Here is an 18,930-nt window from a genome sequence, read left to right on the forward strand (position 1 = left end):
GAGCCGCGCTACGCGTCGCTGCCCAACATCATGAAGGCCAAGAAGAAGCAGCTGGACGTGCTCAAGCCCGCCGATCTCGGCGTCGACGTGGCGCCGCGCCTGCAATACGTGCAGGTGGAGGAGCCCACGGCCCGCAAGGCCGGCATCAAGGTCGCTTCGGTGCAGGAACTCGTACAGAAGTTGAAGTCCGAGGCGGGAGTGCTGTCATGAGCGTCCTGGTGGTCGCCGAACTGGACGGCGCCGAGCTGTCGAAGTCCAGCCTGAGCGTGGTCACGGCCGCCGGCATGCTAGGTGGCGAGGTGCACCTGCTCGTGGCGGGGTCGGGCGTGGATGCCGCCGCGGCCGCCACCGTCGCCGGCGTGCAGAAGGTCCTGGTCGCCGATGCCCCCCACCTGGCGCATCCGTCGGCCGAGGACGTCTCGGCCATGCTGGTGGCGCTCGCACCCGCCTACGATCACCTCGTGGCCGCGGCGACGAGCTTCGGCAAGAACGTCATGCCGCGCGCAGCCGCCCTCCTGGACATTGCCCAGGTGTCGGATGTCATCGAGGTGCTGGGGCCTGACCGCTTCAAGCGCTTCATCTATGCCGGCAATGCTTTGGCCACGGTGGTGAGCACGGATGCCAAGCGCGTCCTGACCATCCGGCCGACGGCCTTCGCGCCTGCCGCCACCGAGGGCGGATCGGCCAGCGTCGAGCGCATGGACGTGCCAGATGCCAGCCCGTTGTCCTCCTTCGTCAGCCAGGAAGGCAGCAAGAGCGAGCGGCCGGAGCTGACCTCCGCCCGCGTCGTCGTATCCGGCGGGCGCGGCATGGGGTCGGGCGAGAACTTCAAGATCCTGGACGAGCTGGCCGATGCGCTGGGCGCCGCGGTGGGCGCCAGTCGTGCGGCCGTGGATGCCGGCTTCGTCCCGAACGACTACCAGGTCGGCCAGACCGGCAAGATCGTGGCACCGGACCTCTATATCGCCGTCGGCATCTCGGGGGCCATCCAGCACCTGGCCGGCATGAAGGATTCCAAGGTCATCGTCGCCATCAACAAGGACGAGGAGGCCCCGATGTTCCAGGTCGCCGATTACGGTCTGGTCGGTGACCTGTTCAAGCTCATCCCTGAGCTCACCGAAGAAGTGAAGCGCGCGAAATCGTCCTGAACCACGGATACGGAGCCGCACGCACGATGACGCAGCCTTCAGAACATCCTCCGATCCCCGACATCACCACCATCGGAGTGATCGGCGCCGGGCAGATGGGCAGCGGCATCACCCAGGTGAGTGCGGTCGCCGGCTACCAGGTCCGGCTGGTCGACGTGGATCCCGGCCAGCTGGCGGCGGCCATGACCAAGGTCGCCCAGGGGATCGAGCGCCAGCACAGCAAGGGCCAGCTCACCGAGGCGGACAAGCAGGCCGCGCTGAACCGGATCTCGTCGCACGACAGCGTTGCGGCCCTGGCGGACTGCGAGCTGGTGGTGGAGGCAGCCACCGAGAACGAGCAGATGAAGAAGGCGATCTTCAAGGAACTGCTCCTGCACCTGCGCAAGGACGCGATCATCGCGTCCAACACGAGCTCGATTTCGATCACCCGCCTGGCTGCGGCGACCGACCGGCCCGAGCGGTTCATCGGCATGCACTTCATGAACCCCGTGCCGGCCATGAAGCTGATCGAGGTCATCCGCGGCATCGCGACCGAGGAAGACACCTATCTCGCCATCCGGGCGGTAACGGAGAAGCTCGGCAAGGCGCCGGTCACGGCCGAGGATTTCCCGGCCTTCATCGTCAACCGGATCCTGCTGCCGATGATCAACGAGGCAGTCTACACGCTCTACGAGGGCGTGGGGAACGTCGAGAGCATCGACGTGGCGATGAAGCTTGGCGCCAACCATCCGATGGGGCCGCTGGAGCTGGCTGACTTCATCGGCCTGGATACCTGCCTGGCCGTCATGCAGGTGCTCTACGAAGGGCTGGCCGACAGCAAGTACCGCCCGTGCCCGCTCATGGTGAAGTATGTCGAGGCCGGCTGGCTCGGACGAAAGGTCAAGCGGGGCTTCTACGACTATCGCGGCGAGCATCCGATCCCCACGCGTTGACGCTGTTTTTCGACACCATCCAGGAGTTTTCCCGGTAAGGGCTGCACATGGATTGGCCTGTCGCCGCCGCGCACCAGATATTACGGTTGTGTGGCACCGGACGGGCGGCCTCGTTGCCGGGTGCGCTTGCTGGGAAGGAACGGATCGTGGGTACTGGATCGGCAGCGATCGCGGCGCTGGTCGCCGCATCATTCTTCGCCGGTAGCGCCGGTGCCACCGAATTGGCGCCGCATCGCGCGGTGTATCGGCTGAGCCTCGCCGAGAACAATCCCGGCAACGTGACCGCGGTGCGGGGCGGCCTCGTCATGGAGTGGAAGAAGGCCTGCGACGGCTGGACGAGCAACCAGCGCCTCGCCTTCCAGGCCGACCAGGCCGAGGGAGCGCCCTTCCTCTACGATGTGCGCTTCTCGTCCTGGGAATCGGTCGACAACGACGAACTGCGCTTTTCCATGCGCTCATTCGACGACGGAAAGCCCTACGAGGAGTTCCGCGGCGAGGCGGTCGTGCCGCCGGAAGGGGGCAAGGGCAAGGCCGTGTTCGCCATTCCCTCGGGCGAATCGGTCGACCTGCCGGCCGGCACCCTGTTCCCCACCCAGCACATCAAGACGCTCATCGCGGCTGCGGAACGAGGCGAACATTTCGTATCAGTGCCGGTGTTCGACGGCGGCGGCATCGATTCCCTAAGCAATGTCAGCGCCGTGATCGGCAAGCAGCTTCCAGCGGATGGGCAGAAGCCGGTGAGCTGGTCCATCCATCTTGCCTATCATAACCTGTCTGACGTGACGGAAGAACCCGAGTTCCAGCTGGCCTTCAAGTTGCGGGCCGACGGCATCACCGACGACATGACCCTCGACTATGGCGAGTTCGTTCTCCACGGCACGCTCGATCGCCTGGAACCGCTGACGGTACCCGACTGCAGATAGGAGAAACGCATGGACCTGAAGCTCGACGGCCGGACTGCGCTGGTGACCGGCGCCACGGCCGGCATTGGCCATGCCATCGCCGCGGCCCTGGCCCGCGAAGGTGCCATGGTGACGGTGACCGGACGCACGCGGGACAAGGTCGATGCCGCAGTCGAATCGCTTTCTGGCGACGGCCGGGTACTGGGTGCCGTCGCCGACGTTGCGACGGCCGACGGTGCTGAACGCCTGATCGCGCAACTCCCGCAGGTCGACATCCTCGTCAACAATCTCGGCATCTATGAATCCAAGCCGTTCGACGCGATCACCGACGAGGACTGGCGGCATTTCTTCGAGGTGAACGTCCTGAGCGGAGCCCGTCTGGCGCGCCATTATTTTCCGGCCATGATCGAGCGCGGCTGGGGCCGGGTGGTGTTCGTGTCCAGCGAATCGGCGCTGATGATCCCGCCGGACATGATCCACTACGCGATGACCAAGACGGCCCAGCTCGCGATCGCCCGTGGCCTCGCGGAGACGACCAAGGGCACCGGTGTTACCGTGAACGCGGTGATGCCCGGGCCGACCCGGTCGGCTGGCATCGTCGACTTCATGAAGAGCATGTTTCCTGGTCAGGACCTCGAGCCGAAGGAACTCGAACCCGAGTTCTTCCGTCTTTATCGCTCGACATCGCTCATCCAGCGCCTGATCGATCCCGCGGAGATCGCGAGCCTCGTGGCCTACCTGGCCAGCCCGCTGGCATCGGCGACCAACGGTGCCGCTCTGCGCGTCGAGGGCGGGCTGGTGCGGACGATCGCCTGAGCCGATCGGCGGAACGGCGCCGGGTCCCGCGAGCGGATCCGGCAAGAAGAGTTGGCCGTTTCCTCCTAGCGCCGGGGATGGCAAGCTGCGGTCAGCGGGGCGATCCTGCCGCCCATCAATGGAGAAACGCATCATGTCCCGGCCCGTCCTGCATCGACTTGGTCTCGCGGCCGCAGCGGCCCTTCTCCCGACTGTGGCCTTCGCCCATACAGGCGTCGGCGAGGCCGGCGGATTTGCTCATGGCTTCCTCCACCCGTTGACGGGGCTGGACCACCTGCTTGCCATGGTGATGGTGGGCATGCTGGCCTGGCAGCTCGGCGGCCATGCGCGCTGGCTGGTGCCGGCGAGCTTCGTCGTGGTCATGGCGCTGGGCGGGTCGCTGGGCGTGGCGGGCACGACGGTGCCGTTCGTCGAGCTGGGCATTGCCCTCTCGGTGGTGGTGCTGGGCTCGGTGGTGGCCCTGGGCATGCGCCTGCCGGTAGCGGCCGCCATGGCCGTGGCAGGGCTGTTCGCGATCTTCCACGGCCATGCCCATGGCCAGGAGATGCCGGCGGACGTGCTGGGCCTGTCCTACGGCGCGGGCTTCATGGTCGGCACCGCGCTGCTGCACACCGCAGGCCTTGGCCTCGGCATGCTGATCGGGCGGATCGGCGACCGGGCCGGTCAGGTGGGCATCCGTGCCACAGGCGCTGCCGCCGCCATTGCGGGCGTCGTGATCCTGACCGGCGCCGTCTGACGTTCCACGAGAACGCATCGACCAGATGGCGGCCCGACCACGGCCCGGCCGCCATCCGGATCGAACAGCCGATTACGCCTGGCGGTCAGCTTCCTCCGGTATAGGCCACCCGCCAGATCACGTTGTTCGCATCCTCTGACACATAGAGCGCACCGTCCTTGGCCATCGCGATTCCGACCGGCCGGCCCCAGACATTGTGGTTCGAGGTGACGAAGCCGGTCATGAAGTCCTCGACATGGGGCTTGGCCTTGCCGGTGCTGTCGAAGGGGATCCGGACGACCTTGGAGCCGATCGGGTTGCCGCGGTTCCACGAACCATGCACGGCCACGAACAGGTTGCCCCGATACTCGGCAGGAAAGGCCGTGCCCGTATAGAAGTCGATCCCCAAGGCGGCGGAGTGCGCCTGGAGGAGGACGTTCGGGACGGTGACCGCAGGAATGGGCTTTGGATAGCTCGTCGCGTGCCGCGGGTCGATGTTGGTGCCGATATAGAACCAGGGCCAGCCGAAGAACTGCTTGTTGTCGACCCGGGTGATGTAGTCGGGCACGAGATTGTCGCCCAGCCGGTCGCGCTCGTTCACCGACGTCCACAGCTTGCCGTCGACCGGGGAGACGGCCATCGCCACCGGGTTGCGCAGGCCTTTGCCATGCACCATGGCAGGACCGCCAGTCGGCTTGAACGCCAGGATCGTGGCACGCCGAGTCTCGTCCTCACCGTTCTCCTGCACGTTCGAGTACGACCCGACCGACACGAACATGATGCTCCCGCTCGCCGAGAAGACCACGTCGCGGGTCCAATGGCCCTTGCCCGGCAACTGCCCGGCTCCCTGGGGCAGGTTCGGGACGATCGTCTCGGCCGGGCCGCGCGGGGCGTAGTCGCCGTTCCGGTAGGGGAACCTGACGACCTTGTCGTTCTGCGCGACATAGACCCACTGCGGATTGGCGCCCTTGGGGTAGAAGGCGATCCCGAAAGGCTTGTTCAGCCCGGTCGCGAACACCCGGTTGGTCATGAGCTGGCCCTTGGCGTTCGGGCGCAGCACCCTGATCCTGCCGGCATAGCTCTCCGCGACGAACAGGTCCCCGTTGGGAGCAGTACGGATCAGGCGGGTCACGGCCGTGTTGCGGTAGAACTCGGTGACCGTGAACCCTGGCGGCACCTTGGGCAGCGCGCCGGCGGGCCTGGGGATGACCGTGGAATGGCTCGTCGTGCTGGCCGATGGCCTCGGCAGGTCTGCCGGCGTGATCTGGCGGCACAGGCCGGGCCTGTCGTCCGCCCAGCTGCTTCGCAGCGCGGCACTTCCGGTCAGCCTGCCGGCCGAGCAGTCGGCGGCTTGGCTTGGTTCAGGGGCGGCAACCACCAGGGCGCAAACCGCCAGCGCGGACATCGACCACATGTGCCGGATGGACATCCCGGCTCTCCCTGATCTGTTCTGCTCGTCTGAGCTGGATTACAACGACTAGTTGTGCCGCCGGGTCGTCCCTTCACCTGGACAAATCGGCGCATGACGAGTGCCCGGTGGCAGGCACCGTTCACTTGGCAGGGCCGGAACTACGAAGGCCATGTTTCCGTTGATCGACCTGGCAATACTCGCTCGACTGCGACGGAGCAGGCATGGGATCGGTCGCCAGAGACGGAACACCGCTGCAGCACAGGTCGAAGGCGTCGGCTGCACGCCGTGCCGTCGACGAACGTCCATCTCCTCCCGAAGATGCAGGCAGCCCCGGCAGCGAGGGGCAGCGCGACGACGTCCTGAGCGCCGACGAGGTCCCCAGGTTCTCGGCCGATGACCTGGCGCTGGGCCGTCATGCCGCCAGGCCCACGGAGATCCCCGCGCGCGGCTGGTGGGCCGTGCTCAAGCGGGTCGCCCGCGAGGCCATTTCCGACGAGGCAGGAACGGCGGCGGCAAGCTGCGGCTTCTATGCGCTGCTCGCTTTGTTCCCGACCCTGTCGGTCGCCATCTCGCTGTTCGGGCTGGTGGCCGACCCCGCCACCGTCGAGGGCCAGCTCGCCGCCATCGAGGATGTCCTGCCGCCCTCCACGTTCGACCTGATCTCGGCACGGATCCATGACCTGGCGGCCGCCGGGCCGACCAAGCTCAGTTCCGGCCTCCTGATCAGCCTGCTGATCGCGATGTGGAGTGCCATGAGCGGCGTGAAGGCGATCATCAACGCCCTGAACGTGGCCTATGAGGAGCGCGAGAGCCGCAGCTTCCTGCGCCTGAACGGCGTGGCCTTTCTGTTCATGCTGGGCGGCACGGTCAGCACGCTGCTGGCGCTGACGGTGATCGTCGCCGTGCCAGCCGCGCTCGCCTTCGACTGGCTGGGGCCGCTTGCCTCGGCTGCGGTCCGTATCTGCTCCTTTGTCCTGCTCCTGGCGTTCGTCGTGCTGGGGCTGGCGATGCTCTACCGTTTCGCGCCGTCGCGAGGTCAGGCCAAGTGGCGCTGGATCACGCCAGGTTCCATGCTGGCGGCAGGGCTTTGGCTCATCGCGTCGCTGGCCTTCTCGTTCTATGTCAGCAACTTCGGCTCGTACGACGCCGCCTACGGCACGCTTGGCGGCGTCGTGGTGGCGCTGCTCTGGTTCTATATTTCCGCCTACGCCGTGATCCTCGGTGCCGAGCTCAATGCCGAGCTGGAACTGCAGACCCGACGGGACACGACCACGGGACCGGTGCGGCCAATGGGCCGGCGCAAGGCCTTCGTCGCCGACCATGTCGCGACGGGAGCCTGATGCGCACGTCCTGCAACCTCCCGACAGCTGCCACGTTTGCTGCGGGATGCTGGAGGTAGGTTGATGGCCGCGCATAGCGGATCGAAGAAGGTCATCTATGCCGCGCTGCTGGGCAACCTGCTGATCGCGATCACGAAGTTCGTGGCCGCCGCCTTCACCGGCAGTTCCGCGATGCTGAGCGAGGGCGTGCACTCGCTCGTGGACACCGGCAACGAGATCCTGCTGCTCTACGGGCTGCGGCGGGCGTCCAGGCCACCCGACCGGACACACCCGTTCGGGCACGGCCGCGAGCTCTATTTCTGGAGCTTCATCGTGGCTCTGCTCGTGTTCGCGCTGGGGGCCGGCGTGTCGTTCTACGAGGGCGTGGCGCACATCCTGGCACCAGAGCCGGCACAGAACGTCATGATCAACTATATCGTGCTCGGCCTGTCCCTTCTGTTCGAGGGTGTGAGCTGGTGGATAGCGCTCCGGGAGTTCCGCACGCAGAAGGGCAAGCTCGGCTACTTCCAGGCGGTGCGCACGAGCAAGGATCCCACCACCTTCACCGTGCTGTTCGAGGACAGCGCCGCGCTGCTCGGCCTTCTCATCGCCATGGCGGGCATCGCGGCGGCCGACTGGCTGGAAATGCCGGTCCTGGACGGGGTCGCCTCCATCGGGATCGCGCTCGTCCTGGCGGCGACCGCCATGTTCCTGGCACGGGAGAGCAAGGGGCTCCTGATGGGCGAGCCGGCACTCCCGAGCGTGCAGGCCTCGATCCTGCGGATCGCCCAGCAGGACCCGGCAGTGCAGCGGGCCAATGGCGTCATCACCGTGCACATGGGGCCGAACCAGATCGTGGCGGCGCTGAGCACGGAGTTCGAGGACCATCTGAAGGCGCCGGAAATCGAGTCCTGCATCGAGCGGATCGAGGCGGTGATCCGCGCAGCCCATCCGCAGGTCGTCACTCTGTTCGTGAAGCCGCAGACCATCGGCACCTGGATCACCCGGCGCAATCGCCTGGACGTGCTTCAGTAGGCTGATCCCGATCAGACCCGGATCGCCCAGCCGGTCTCCAGCTTCGGGCAAGCAGCGCAGCGCACCCCGCGCAGGTCGCAGAAGTCGAGTTCGCAGCGTACCTGCCGCCCCTTCAGGGCCAGCCCGATCCGGTCGAGCCGCTCGGTGTCCCGGCCCTTGACCAGCACGACGTCGCCCGGCTGCAGGTCGGCCTGAACTGCCTCCCAGGCGGCACGGATGCTGTGCTTCGCTTCGATCAACGAGCTGCGCGGCATGCCGGCTGCGGTAGCACCGGCCGCGTAGCGCTGGAACATCGGGCCGATGACCACGACGCGCGAGGCGACCTGCGCCAGGCGCCTGCCCCACTCGCGGTAGATCGGCCCCTGGCTGCCGGGCGGCTCCGAGACGGAGCCTATGACCACGATCCGGCGGCCGGGCAGGTCGGCGAGCACGTCCAGAGCGGCATGGATGGTCTCGACCGAGGACTTGAAGTCGTCCCGGATCAGCCAGGCACCATCGGGTAGGGGCTCCAGCTGGAGACGGCCCTGCCTCGGCGGCAATTGTTCCAGCGCGGCCACCGCCTCGTCGAGCGGACGATCTTGCGCCACGGCCACGGCGACCGCTGCCAGGGCGGGATAGACCATCACCCGGCCGAGCAGGCGAAGCCGCATCTCGCGCGTGGTGCCAGCCGCTTGAAGAACCAGCTTGGTGCCGCGTGGCCAGTCGATGGTCATCTCGCTGGCACGGATGTCGGCCGACGGATCGAAGCCGTAGGTCAGGACGCGCACGCCCGCCGGCACCGTCATCGCCATGACGTGCGGGTCGTCCCGGTTCAGGACGGCAACGCCGCCGGATCGCAGGGCCTCGACCATCCTGCCCTTCTCCTGCCGGGTGTTGTCCAGCGTGCCGAGGCTGCGATGGTGCTCACTGCCGATGCTGGTCACCACGACAATGTCGGGGCGAAGCATCGCCGCATAAGGTGCCATCTGGCCCGGGCCGTCGATCGCGACCTCGAACACGACGTGGCGATGCCACGGCCAGATGCTCAGCAGCTTCAAGGCGAGGCTGGCATAGGCGCTCCTGGCACGCACCGGCACCGGCAGGCCCAGCGCCGTACAGACTGCTGCCACGGTGCTGGTCTTGCCGTACGAGCCGACCACGGCGATGACCACGGCATGGCGGGCGAACGTGCGCCGGTGCAATCCTGCCGTCGGGCGAAGCTGCGGCCAAAGATGGTTCCTGGCGCCATGCCAAAGATGCTGGCGGCCTTCTGCCGAGGCTAGGTGGCGGAGCTTGCGGAACTTGTTCAGGAAGATCGGTGCCTGCATGCCAAGTCTCCCTTCACGGCGATTCTCTGTCGCCACGTGCATTCTTGAAGGTGAGCCGGGCCCGGTGACCGTGGGCCTTGGCCGTGCAAGGTAGCACGACTATCGATGGACGCCACGACTTCATGACCAGGCCAGTCGGCGGCCGTGAAGGAGGGAGGGCGAGCATGGTCACAGTCCTGGACGACCTGACGCGGGAGCGGCTGAAGACGGTGAGCGTCGCCACGCTGACGACGCTCCTGTTCAAGCGCGGCCTGCGCAACGTGTTTCTGCAGAGCGTGCACCCGGTGGGTCCGGGGCTGCCGCGCATGGTGGGGGAGGCCTACACGCTGCGGATGATCCCGGCGCGCGAGGATATCGACGTGCTGGAGGCCTACGCCGACCCAGCCCATCCGCAGCGCCACGCGATCGAGCATTGCCCGGCCGGGCAGGTGCTGGTGATCGACAGTCGCAAGGATGCGCGCGGTGCGTCGGGCGGCGACATCCTGCTCCGGCGACTGATGGTACGTGGCGTCGCGGGCATCGTGACGGATGGCGGTTTTCGGGACACGCCGGCCGTGGCGGCGCTGGGCTTTCCCGCCTACCACCAGCGGCCGTCGGCGCCAGTAGGCCCGATCTGGCATCACGCGGCGGACACCAACCTGCCGATCGCCTGCGGTGACGTCGCGGTCTATCCGGGCGACGTCATGGTGGGCGATGGAGAGGGCGTGGCCTGCGTGCCTGCCGGGCTAGCCGCGGAGATCGCGGCGGAAGCCGTCGAGGCCACCGCCTATGAGGACTTCGTGGAAGCCCAGATCAAGCTCGGCCGCCGCCTGCCGGGCATCTACCCGGCCACGGCGGAAAGCCGCGCCGAGTTCGAGCGCTGGCGGCAGGGGCAGGCCAGTTGAGGTTGGTGCCACGAACGCCGACGACATCAGCTGGATCCGCATCCGGGCATCCAGGCCACCCACGGCAAAGATCTCGACGCAGGCGCTGCCGTTGAAGTCGAACCTGTCGCCCTCCTCGGGCTCAAGTCCTCCTGATGTCGAGCACCAACCCCGTGCGCGGCAGGGGATCATGCGCACCGGCCAGCCCCAGGCTGACCGGTACGTTCCGGCACATCGCTTTACCTGGCGAGCAGCGAGCCCGCCTCTTCCTCGCTGAGCGCAGCCGGCCTGGCGCAGCGCTCGTCGATCGTCACGATCCGGTTCTCCTGGCTTGCGACCAGCAGGCCTTCCATCACCGCCGTGACATGGAGGCCCAGGCCGCCTGCCAGCCGCGGAGTCCGGCCACGCTTGATGGCCTGCGCGAACTCGGCAATGCCGAGGCCGCGGTCGTTGGCGTGGATGGGCGCGTCGAACGGATAGTTGGCGGCACCGAACAGATGGTCCTTCGTCGGCAGCTCGCGCCAGCCTTCGGCCCGCGTGCCCAGCTCGACGATGCCGCCCATGAAGTTCGGGTCGGGCACGCGCAGGCTGGCCTTGGTGCCGTACAGCTCGAGCGGCTTGTGCCCGTGCGCCTCGACGTCCCAGCTGGCGCCGTACATGACCTTGGCCCCGGCCTCGAAGTCGAGCAGGCCCATGACGGTGGTCGGGATCTGCGGCCGGATCGACTGGCCCTGCATTGGGCCCGGCGCCGTGACGACCCGCTCCTCGATGCCGGTGGCCGAGAGCGCCAGCACCCGTGCCACCGGCCCCAGCAACTGGACGAGCTGGGTGATGTAGTAGGGGCCCATGTCGAACACCGGCCCGCCGCCCGGCTGGAAGAAGAAGGTGGGCGAGGGATGCCAGTGCTCCATGCCGCGCGACATGACGAAGGCGGTGCCAGCAGTGACGGTGCCGATCTCGCCATCGTCGATCAGGCGGCGCGCCACCTGCCCGCCGGGGCCGAGGATGGTATCCGGCGCCACCGCGATCTGGCGGCCCTGGCGCTCGGCGAGGGCGGAGAGCTCGCGTGCACCGGCCAGGGATGTCGCGAGCGGCTTCTCGCTGTAGACATGCTTTCCGGCCAGCAGCGCCGCGCTGGAAACGTCGACATGCGCGTTGGGCACGGTGAGGTTCAGCACGATGTCAATGTCGTCGGCACCGAACAGGTCGCCTGGCGTGCATGCCCGCAACCCGTACTTGTCGGCCAGTGCCGTGGCTGCGTCGGCCCGCAGGTCGGCGCAGGCGCGCATCTCGATGTCGGCGAAGCGGGGCGTGTTGCGGCAATAGATGTCCGCGATCACCCCGCAGCCGACGATGCCGATCCCGAGCTTGGTCATGGATGGCGCCTCACCAGCTCTGCATGGTCTTGATGGAACGGGCGGCGAAGCGATGGCCGTCGGAGGGCTTGTCGTGCTCGGCGATCCAGTGCTCGGTGCCGGCCTTCTCCAGGGCGGGCACGATCAGCCCCCAGTCGAGCATCCCGTAGCCGACATCCGCCCAGCCGTCCTCGCCGTTGTTACGGTTGGTGTCGATGTCCTTCACGTGGGCGGCGACGATCCGCTCGGGATAGCGCTGGATCCAGTCGGTGGGATCCTCGCCGCCGCGCACCACCCAGGCCACGTCGCACTCCCAGAGCACGTCGTCGTCGGCGGCGAGCAGATGCTCCATCGGCCGGCTGCCGTCCGGCAGCTGCAGCATCTCGAAATCGTGGTTGTGCCAGGCGAGCCGCTTGCCGGCCGACTTCACCTTGACCGCATAGCCCGCGATCTCGGCAGCCACGCGCATCCAGCCGGGCACGTCCGCCGGGCGGTCACCCGGCTGAAGGAACGGAATGACCAGGACCTCCAGCTCCAGCGTGTCGGCGATCTTCAGGACGTCGTCGATGCCGGCGCGAAAGCGGTCCAGGCCGATATGGGCAGTGGGCGAGGTCAGGCCGAACCGCTTGATCGACGCTGCCAGGCCCGCAGGGTCGGGCATCAGCGCCCCATAGGGCTCGACCTTTCGGTAGCCGAGCTCGGCCAGCTCCTTCAGGCGGTCGTCGAGCGGCGGGAATTCGCGCAGCGAGTAGAGCTGCAGGCCGGGTGCGATGGGCATGGCTTGTTCCAGTTCGGGGGGAAAGGACGGTCAGATCCGGTTGCCGCTCGCCTTGGCGAACAGGGAGATCCGGTCGACGGGAAGCTGCAGGGCGATCCGCGCGCCGACCTCGACCGGGTGGTCGCTGCTCGTGCGGACCGACAGGAGGTCGGGGCCGGAGCGGCACCAGATGAGCATGTCGGCACCCATCGGCTCGGTCATCTCGACGACGAAGTCGGTCCAGACACCCTGCGGGGCCGGCTGCAGATGCTCCGGGCGGATGCCGAGCGTCACTTCCTGGTTCGGCTGTGGGCGCTCCTCGAAGGGATAGCCGTCCAGCCGCAACTGGTGCGTGCCGTTGGTGAAGGACCAGCCCGCATTGGAAGCTTCCAGCCAGCCGTCGATGAAGTTCATGCGCGGGCTGCCGACGAAGCTCGCGACGAAGCGGTTGGCCGGGTGGTGGTAGATCTCGTGCGGGGTGGCGAGCTGCTGGATCTTCAGGTCCTTCATGACGGCGATCCGGTCGGCCAAAGTCAGCGCCTCGATCTGGTCGTGGGTCACGTAGATCATCGTCGAGCCCAGCTGCTGGTGGAGGCGCTTGATCTCCACGCGGAGCTCGTTGCGCAACTGCGCGTCCAGGTTGGACAAGGGCTCGTCGAACAGGAAAACGTCGGCATCGCGGACCATGGCGCGGCCGATCGCGACGCGCTGGCGCTGACCGCCCGAGAGCTGGTCCGGCCGCCGGTCGAGCAGGTGGTCGATCTGCAGCATCGACGCCGCCTTGTTGACGCGCCGGTCGATCTCGTCCTTGGGCGTCTTCGCCATGCGCAGGCCGAACGACATGTTCTTGCGCACGGTCATGCGCGGGTAGAGCGCGTAGGACTGGAAGACCATGGCGATGCGGCGGTCCTTCGGCTCCTCCCAGGTCACGTTCCGGCCACCGATCCAGATCTGCCCGGTCTCGACGTCGAGCAGGCCGGCGATCGCGTTGAGGAGCGTGGACTTGCCGCAGCCCGAGGGGCCGAGCAGGACGAGGAACTCGCCGCGCTCGATCTCGAGGTCCAGCTGGTCAAACACGGTGACGGCCTGGAAGGCGACCGAGACACCGCGGATGGAGACGTCGGCCATGATCCTTATCCCTTCACCGCGCCGGCGGCGATGCCGCGCACGAACCAGCGCCCGGAAACGAAGTAGACGACCAGCGGGACCAGGGCGGTCAGGATGGTCGCCGCCATGTCGACGTTGTAGGCGCGCTCGCCCTGGGTCGAGTTGACGATGTTGTTGAGCTGGACGGTCATGGGCAGGTTCTCCCGGCCGGCAAACGTCAGGCCGAAGATGAAGTCGTTCCAGATGCCGGTGACCTGCAGGATCGCTGCGACGATGATGATCGGCGTCGACATCGGCAGGAGCACGTTGGTGAAGATCGTCCAAAAGCCCCCGCCGTCGATGCGGGCGGCGTTGAACAGTTCCACCGGCAGCCCGGCGTAGTAGTTGCGGAACAGCAGCGTCATGATCGGCATGCCGAACACGACATGGACCAGCACGATGCAGAGCATCGAGTTGTAGATGCCGGCCTGCGAGAAGACCCGCACCAATGGGTAGAGGAACACCTGGTAGGGGATGAAGGCGCCGGCCAGCAGGATGCCGAACAGGACGTTCGCCCCCTTCACCTTCCAGAACGACAGGGCATAGCCGTTCACCGCACCGGCCAGGATCGAGAGGATCACCGAGGGAATCAGGATCCGCACGGAGTTCCAAAAGCCCACCTTGATCCCGTTGCAGTCCAGGCCGGTGCAGGCCTCCGCCCATGCCGTGAGCCAGGGCTGCATGGTCGGGTCGCGCGGCAGCGCCAGGATGTTGCCCTCCCAGACCTCGGTCATGGGCTTGAGGGAGGTCACGACCATGATCCAGAGCGGAAGCAGGAAGAAGGCCGCGGCGCTGAGGAGGAAGGCATAGACGCCGATGCGGCCGATCGTGACGTGACGCGGGCGCTTGCCGGCCGGCTGGACGCTCGTCATGTGCGGCGCTCCTGCACGCGGATGTATCGGGCGTAGATCCAGGGGGCCAGGACCGAGACGACCACGATCAGCATCATGGTGGCCGCCGACGTCGCCAGCCCGATATTGTTGCGCTCGAACAGGTGGTCCATGACAAACTTGGCCGGGACCTCCGACGCGATGCCGGGCCCGCCGCGGGTCATGGCGACCACGAGGTCGTAGAGCTTCACGACCTGGACCGAGAGCAGCACGGTCGCGGTCACGATCATCGGCCCGATCAGCGGGATGACGACCGACAGGTAGACCCGCCAGGTCGGGATGCCGTCGATCCGCGACGCCTTCCACAGATCCTCGTCGATGCCGCGCAAGCCTGCCAGCAGGATCGCCATGATCAGGCCCGAGGCCTGCCAGACGCCGGCGATCACGAGGGTGTAGATCACCATCTGCTGGTTCACGATCCAGTCGAAGGTGAAGCTCTCGAAGCCGACGTCGCGCACCAGCTTCTGCAGCCCCAGCGTCGGGTTCAGGAACCACTGCCAGGCAAGCCCGGTCACCACGAACGACATGGCATGCGGGAACAGGAAGATCGTGCGGAACGTGCCCTCGGCGCGCACGCGCTGGTCGATGAAGACCGCGAGCAGGAAGCCCAGGACCAAGCAGCCCGCGATGAACAGGATGCCGAAGATGACGAGGTTGGCCGCCGAGACCGTGAAGCGGTCATTGGCGAACAGCCGGGAATACTGGGAGAAGCCGACCCAGTCCTGCACGGGCAGGAGCTTGGACGACGAGAAGGACAGCCGCACCGTCCAGAACATGCAGCCGAGGTAGACGAACAGGACGACGAGGGCGAGCGGGACCAGGGCAAGGGTCGCGCTGACGTTGCGCCGCCGGAACCTGGGCCGCGTGCGGGAACGTACGGCACCGATGGAAATCGCAGCCATGGCCTCGCTCCTGGGAGGATGGACCGAAGAACCGGATCCCGACCAGGGATCGGGATCCGGACGGGCGTCAGCCGGCGGCCTGCATCGCGCCGACGAACTTCTGGACGAACTCGTCCGTCGTCATCCCGGCATTGTTCCAGAACTGGGTGACGACATCGTCGATGGCACCCGACAGGTCGGGGCTGATCAGGAAGTCGGTGGTCGGCACCTGGCGCGACTCGTCCTTCAGCGCAGCCGCCCCCTTCTGGGCGCAGATGTCCATGCCGGACACGTCCACGTCCAGGCGGGAGGGCACCGAGCCCTTGATGGTGTTGAACGCGATCTGCGTTTCGGGTGCGAACATGACCTCGGCCAACTTCACCTGGGTGGCCTTGACCGTCTCGTCCTCGCTCACCGGGAACACGAACACGTCGCCGCCCATCAGGTAGCCGCCTTCGCCCACCACGGTGCAGCCATAGTCGACGTCCGGCTTCAGGCCGGCCGCGGTGAACTCGCCCTTGGCCCAGTCGCCCATGACCTGCATGCCGGCCTTGCCGGTAATGACCATGGCGGTGGCATCGTTCCAGTTGCGCCCGGGGCTGCCCTCGTCGGTCAGGCCCTGCAGCTTCTTGAACAGGTCGGCCACCTCCCGGAACTTCGGGCTGTCGACGGCCGCCTGATCACCGTCGCGGTAGATCTTGTAGTAGAGGTCGGTGCCGCCGTGGCCCACCAGCACCGAGTTGAACAGCGTGCGCTCCTGCCATGGCTGGCCGCCCTGGGCCAATCCGACCACGCCGGCCGCCTCCAGCTTCTCGCCGGCCGCCACGACGTCCGGCCAGGTCGCAGGCTCCTGGATGCCGGCCTCCGTCAGCACCTTCTTGTTGTACCAGAGCCAGTTGATGCCGTGGATGTTGACGGGGATCGCGTAGAACTTGTCCTCGCGTGTCACCGCCTCGATGAGGGCAGGCGGAAGCACGTCGCGCCAGTTCTGGGCTGCGGCGACCTCGTCCAGGTCGGCCAGGAGTTCGTTCGAGACGAGTTCGTCGAACTGCTTGCCGGTGTTGAACTGCATGGCGGTCGGCGGGTTGCCGCCCACGATGCGGTTGATCCCGGCCGTGCGCGCATTCGTTCCGCCGGCGATCGCCGTGTCGACCCAGGCGCCTCTGTTCTCCTTGAACTTCTCCGCGAACACCTGCACGGCGGCGCTCTCCCCGCCGGACGTCCACCAGTGCAGCACTTCCGCCTGCATCTCGGCAGCCTGGACGGCGAGCGGCATCGCGGCGGCCATGACGGACGCCAAGCAAGCACGACGAAGGGTACGCATAGATCTGGCCTCCCGGTGTTTATGATCTTCCCATTATGCAATCGTTTGCATGGCCGTTTGACAAGCCCCTTTTTTGAGTTCAGATCAATTTTATGAGTATCGACGATAACAGACGCGGCCGGTCATCTGCCGGCGGCAATGGTGAGGCTCGCCCGATTGCTCACCCTGGGCGTCGGAGAGCGACCAAGATCGAGGACGTCGCCGCGATCGTCGGCGTTTCCGCGTCCACGGTCAGCCGCGCGCTCGCCCGGCCGGACCGGGTCTTGCCTGAAACGCGGCAGAAGATCCTCGATGCAGTCCGGCTTACCGGCTACACGCCCAATGTCGCCGCCCGCTCGCTGCGGGCGGCCCGGTCGATGAACGTGCTGGTGGTTCTTTCCTCGCCACCCAAGACCGCCGAAGGCCATCTCGAGGCCGTGGTCACACCGTTCTTCAGCGAGTTGCTGCTGGGCATCGACCTGGCGCTGTCGGAACACGGCTATGCCGTGCTGCTCGGCAACCTCTACGACAGCAGGCAGCGCGAAGAGCGGATCGTGAACCTGGTCACCGCTGGCCAGGTGGACGGCGTGCTCCTGCTGCTGGGACGCATGCCGCACGGCTCCCGGCATTCGCTGGAGGAATCGGGCATCCCGATGGTGGGCGTGACCACGGCGGCGTCACCGGACCTGCCGGTCGTCATGGTCGACGATGCCGAAGCGGCCCGTACGGTCGCACGCCACCTGCTCGACCTGGGGCATCGCCGGTTCGGCTACGTCACCGGTCCTGCCTGGCACCCGATCGAGCATGTGAGGTTCGGCGGCTTTCTCGAGACGCTGCAGGCGGCGGGGATCCCGGCGGACGCGGTCACGCGCTATGACGGGGACTTCCGGCTGGGTTCCGGCAGCGATGCTGCAAAGGTGTTCCTGCAGAGCGCGGGCCGGCCGACCGCGGTCTTCGCGATCAGCGACGAGATGGCGATCGGGTTCATGAAGGAGATTCGTACCGCCGGGCTGTCCGTCCCGGCCGACGTCTCGCTGGTGGGCTTCGACGGGATCCCGTTCGCAGATTACTGCGAGCCGCCGCTCACGACGGTCAGGCAGCCCCGCGAGGTGATCGGGCGGCAGGCGGCGGAAATGCTGCTACGGCTGATGCGCGGTGAGCGGCTTGCGGCCGACGAACGCGTGGTGAAGCTGGACGCCGAGCTTCGTGTCGGGGGGAGTACGGCCCGGCCGTGAGCCGAGCCGTCCATGGTCAGACGCTGGCGGAATCACCGGCTGGAAGCTCGACCAGGTTCTTGCCGTGCCGATCGAGGCAGGCCCCGACCGTTTCCACGAGATCGGCCAGTTCACGCATATGCTCGCCGATCAGCGGGCTGGCCTGGTCGAGGCCGGCAGCAGCCAGGAGGAACTTGCGATGCAGGCTTTCCCGAAGCTCCGGGCTGCCCGTTTCCGCCAGGGCAGCGGTGATGCAGCGGGTCGCCTCGCGCGCCGCGATCGCCTGAAGATGGGCGAGTTTCGTCAACTCGATGAGTTCGACGCGCGCCATACCCGTACCCCTACCGTTGATCGACAACACGACCGTAGCAGCGGGATCCCGGGGGGACGGTAGGGTCATTTGCGACAGGTCTGCCTTAAGCCTGTCATGTGTTTCGCAACTGCAACAAAATTTCGGGCAACACGTATCAGGGGACGCCGGTGGCGCCCCCTGATCCATGTCGTCCTGGCCTTACCCAACCGGGCAGGCCATGGGCAAGCCGGGAGCCGCCCTGTCCGGGCGGCTCCCGTTGCCATCAGATCACGTCGCGGTCGCGGCGCAGGGCCGGATCGGTGCCGGCCAGGCCGGTGCGGTCGTCATCGACCTCGACCTCGGTCGAGCGCACGGTGTCGTGCACGGTCTCGGTGTGGGTCTCGACGTCCTTGCGGATCGCGATCTCCTCCTTGACGTGCGCCGTCTTGGAGACCACCGCCTCCTCGCCGCGCTCCACCGCCTCGATCGTCCGCTCCTGGAAGGCCGCCGCACCCGGCGCCACGTCGCGGTCGACCGGCCGGCGCTCGATCGTCACCCGCTCGGAGCGCAGGTTGACGTCCTCTTCCACCGGACGCTCGGTCACGTAGGTGCGCACCCGCACCCGGCCGCCCGCCACTTCGCGC

At 67.1% G+C, this 18,930-nt stretch carries 19 protein-coding genes and 1 pseudogene; 10 read left to right on the forward strand and 10 right to left on the reverse strand.

Features of this window, described 5'->3' with window-relative positions; genetic code table 11:
- The 6 genes and pseudogenes from VHL31_RS25225 to VHL31_RS25250 all read left to right on the forward strand — a co-directional run.
- Positions 1-210 (forward strand): annotated as a pseudogene (locus VHL31_RS25225) (electron transfer flavoprotein subunit beta/FixA family protein); the annotation flags it as partial.
- Positions 207-1,148 (forward strand): electron transfer flavoprotein subunit alpha/FixB family protein, encoded by a 942-nt coding sequence (locus VHL31_RS25230; RefSeq protein ID WP_329664016.1) that lies wholly within the window; start codon positions 207-209, stop codon positions 1,146-1,148. The pseudogene VHL31_RS25225 and the gene VHL31_RS25230, both read left to right, overlap by 4 nt.
- 26 nt (positions 1,149-1,174) lie before the next feature.
- On the forward strand, positions 1,175-2,080 hold the full coding sequence (locus VHL31_RS25235) for a 3-hydroxybutyryl-CoA dehydrogenase (RefSeq protein WP_329664017.1): 906 nt from the start codon (positions 1,175-1,177) through the stop codon (positions 2,078-2,080).
- A 146-nt stretch (positions 2,081-2,226) separates the two neighbouring features.
- Complete coding sequence (locus tag VHL31_RS25240; RefSeq protein ID WP_329664018.1) at positions 2,227-3,003, forward strand: EipB family protein; 777 nt, start codon at positions 2,227-2,229, stop codon at positions 3,001-3,003.
- A gap of 9 nt (positions 3,004-3,012) precedes the next feature.
- Positions 3,013-3,798 (forward strand): SDR family oxidoreductase, encoded by a 786-nt coding sequence (locus VHL31_RS25245; RefSeq protein ID WP_329664019.1) that lies wholly within the window; start codon positions 3,013-3,015, stop codon positions 3,796-3,798.
- A gap of 133 nt (positions 3,799-3,931) precedes the next feature.
- Positions 3,932-4,534: a HupE/UreJ family protein gene (locus tag VHL31_RS25250; protein WP_329664020.1), complete on the forward strand. Its 603-nt coding sequence runs from the start codon at positions 3,932-3,934 to the stop codon at positions 4,532-4,534.
- An 85-nt stretch (positions 4,535-4,619) separates the two neighbouring features.
- Here VHL31_RS25250 and VHL31_RS25255 read toward each other — a convergent pair whose 3' ends face one another.
- On the reverse strand, positions 4,620-5,942 hold the full coding sequence (locus VHL31_RS25255; RefSeq protein ID WP_329664021.1) for a PQQ-dependent sugar dehydrogenase: 1,323 nt from the start codon (positions 5,940-5,942) through the stop codon (positions 4,620-4,622).
- A 203-nt stretch (positions 5,943-6,145) separates the two neighbouring features.
- On the opposite strand from VHL31_RS25255, the gene VHL31_RS25260 reads away from it, so the two are divergent.
- Together VHL31_RS25260 and VHL31_RS25265 are read left to right on the forward strand one after the other, a co-directional pair.
- Positions 6,146-7,264 (forward strand): YihY/virulence factor BrkB family protein, encoded by a 1,119-nt coding sequence (locus tag VHL31_RS25260; protein WP_329664022.1) that lies wholly within the window; start codon positions 6,146-6,148, stop codon positions 7,262-7,264.
- Between the two features lie 63 nt (positions 7,265-7,327).
- Positions 7,328-8,278, forward strand: coding sequence for a cation diffusion facilitator family transporter (locus VHL31_RS25265; protein ID WP_329664023.1), 951 nt, complete (start codon positions 7,328-7,330; stop codon positions 8,276-8,278).
- A gap of 11 nt (positions 8,279-8,289) precedes the next feature.
- On the opposite strand, the gene VHL31_RS25270 is transcribed toward VHL31_RS25265, so the two are convergent.
- A complete protein-coding gene (locus VHL31_RS25270; protein WP_329664024.1) occupies positions 8,290-9,585 on the reverse strand; it encodes a Mur ligase family protein in 1,296 nt (431 codons plus the stop codon).
- A 164-nt stretch (positions 9,586-9,749) separates the two neighbouring features.
- Here VHL31_RS25270 and VHL31_RS25275 point away from each other — a divergent pair, with 164 nt between their 5' ends.
- On the forward strand, positions 9,750-10,469 hold the full coding sequence (locus VHL31_RS25275; protein WP_329664025.1) for a ribonuclease activity regulator RraA: 720 nt from the start codon (positions 9,750-9,752) through the stop codon (positions 10,467-10,469).
- Between the two features lie 218 nt (positions 10,470-10,687).
- Here the strand turns inward: VHL31_RS25275 and VHL31_RS25280 are convergent, their stop codons facing one another.
- The 6 genes from VHL31_RS25280 to VHL31_RS25305 form a co-directional block, all read right to left on the reverse strand.
- The gene (locus VHL31_RS25280; protein ID WP_329664026.1) at positions 10,688-11,824 is read right to left on the reverse strand and encodes a Gfo/Idh/MocA family oxidoreductase; all 1,137 of its coding nucleotides are present in this window, start codon (positions 11,822-11,824) and stop codon (positions 10,688-10,690) included.
- Positions 11,825-11,834: 10 nt separating this feature from the next.
- Entirely contained in the window at positions 11,835-12,581 is a 747-nt protein-coding gene (locus VHL31_RS25285; RefSeq protein WP_329664027.1) for a sugar phosphate isomerase/epimerase, read from the reverse strand.
- 30 nt (positions 12,582-12,611) lie between these two features.
- Positions 12,612-13,688, reverse strand: a complete 1,077-nt coding sequence (locus VHL31_RS25290; protein WP_329664028.1) for an ABC transporter ATP-binding protein — start codon at positions 13,686-13,688, stop codon at positions 12,612-12,614.
- 5 nt (positions 13,689-13,693) lie between these two features.
- A complete protein-coding gene (locus tag VHL31_RS25295; protein WP_329664029.1) occupies positions 13,694-14,578 on the reverse strand; it encodes a carbohydrate ABC transporter permease in 885 nt (294 codons plus the stop codon).
- The gene (locus VHL31_RS25300; protein WP_329664030.1) at positions 14,575-15,498 is read right to left on the reverse strand and encodes a sugar ABC transporter permease; all 924 of its coding nucleotides are present in this window, start codon (positions 15,496-15,498) and stop codon (positions 14,575-14,577) included. Before VHL31_RS25300 ends, VHL31_RS25295 begins: the two co-directional genes overlap by 4 nt.
- A gap of 67 nt (positions 15,499-15,565) precedes the next feature.
- Positions 15,566-16,765: an ABC transporter substrate-binding protein gene (locus VHL31_RS25305; RefSeq protein ID WP_329664031.1), complete on the reverse strand. Its 1,200-nt coding sequence runs from the start codon at positions 16,763-16,765 to the stop codon at positions 15,566-15,568.
- 128 nt (positions 16,766-16,893) lie between these two features.
- Here VHL31_RS25305 and VHL31_RS25310 point away from each other — a divergent pair, with 128 nt between their 5' ends.
- Positions 16,894-18,015 carry a LacI family DNA-binding transcriptional regulator gene (locus tag VHL31_RS25310; protein ID WP_329664032.1) on the forward strand — a complete coding sequence of 374 codons (1,122 nt, stop codon included), beginning with the start codon at positions 16,894-16,896 and terminating at the stop codon, positions 18,013-18,015.
- 16 nt (positions 18,016-18,031) lie between these two features.
- Here VHL31_RS25310 and VHL31_RS25315 read toward each other — a convergent pair whose 3' ends face one another.
- Positions 18,032-18,325, reverse strand: a complete 294-nt coding sequence (locus VHL31_RS25315) for a hypothetical protein (protein WP_329664033.1) — start codon at positions 18,323-18,325, stop codon at positions 18,032-18,034.
- 244 nt (positions 18,326-18,569) lie between these two features.
- Positions 18,570-18,930: YsnF/AvaK domain-containing protein (locus VHL31_RS25320; protein ID WP_329664034.1), on the reverse strand; the 361-nt coding region annotated here is incomplete at its 5' end.

The organism is Geminicoccus sp. (genome assembly GCF_036263595.1).
Classification (GTDB): Bacteria; Pseudomonadota; Alphaproteobacteria; order Geminicoccales; family Geminicoccaceae; genus Geminicoccus.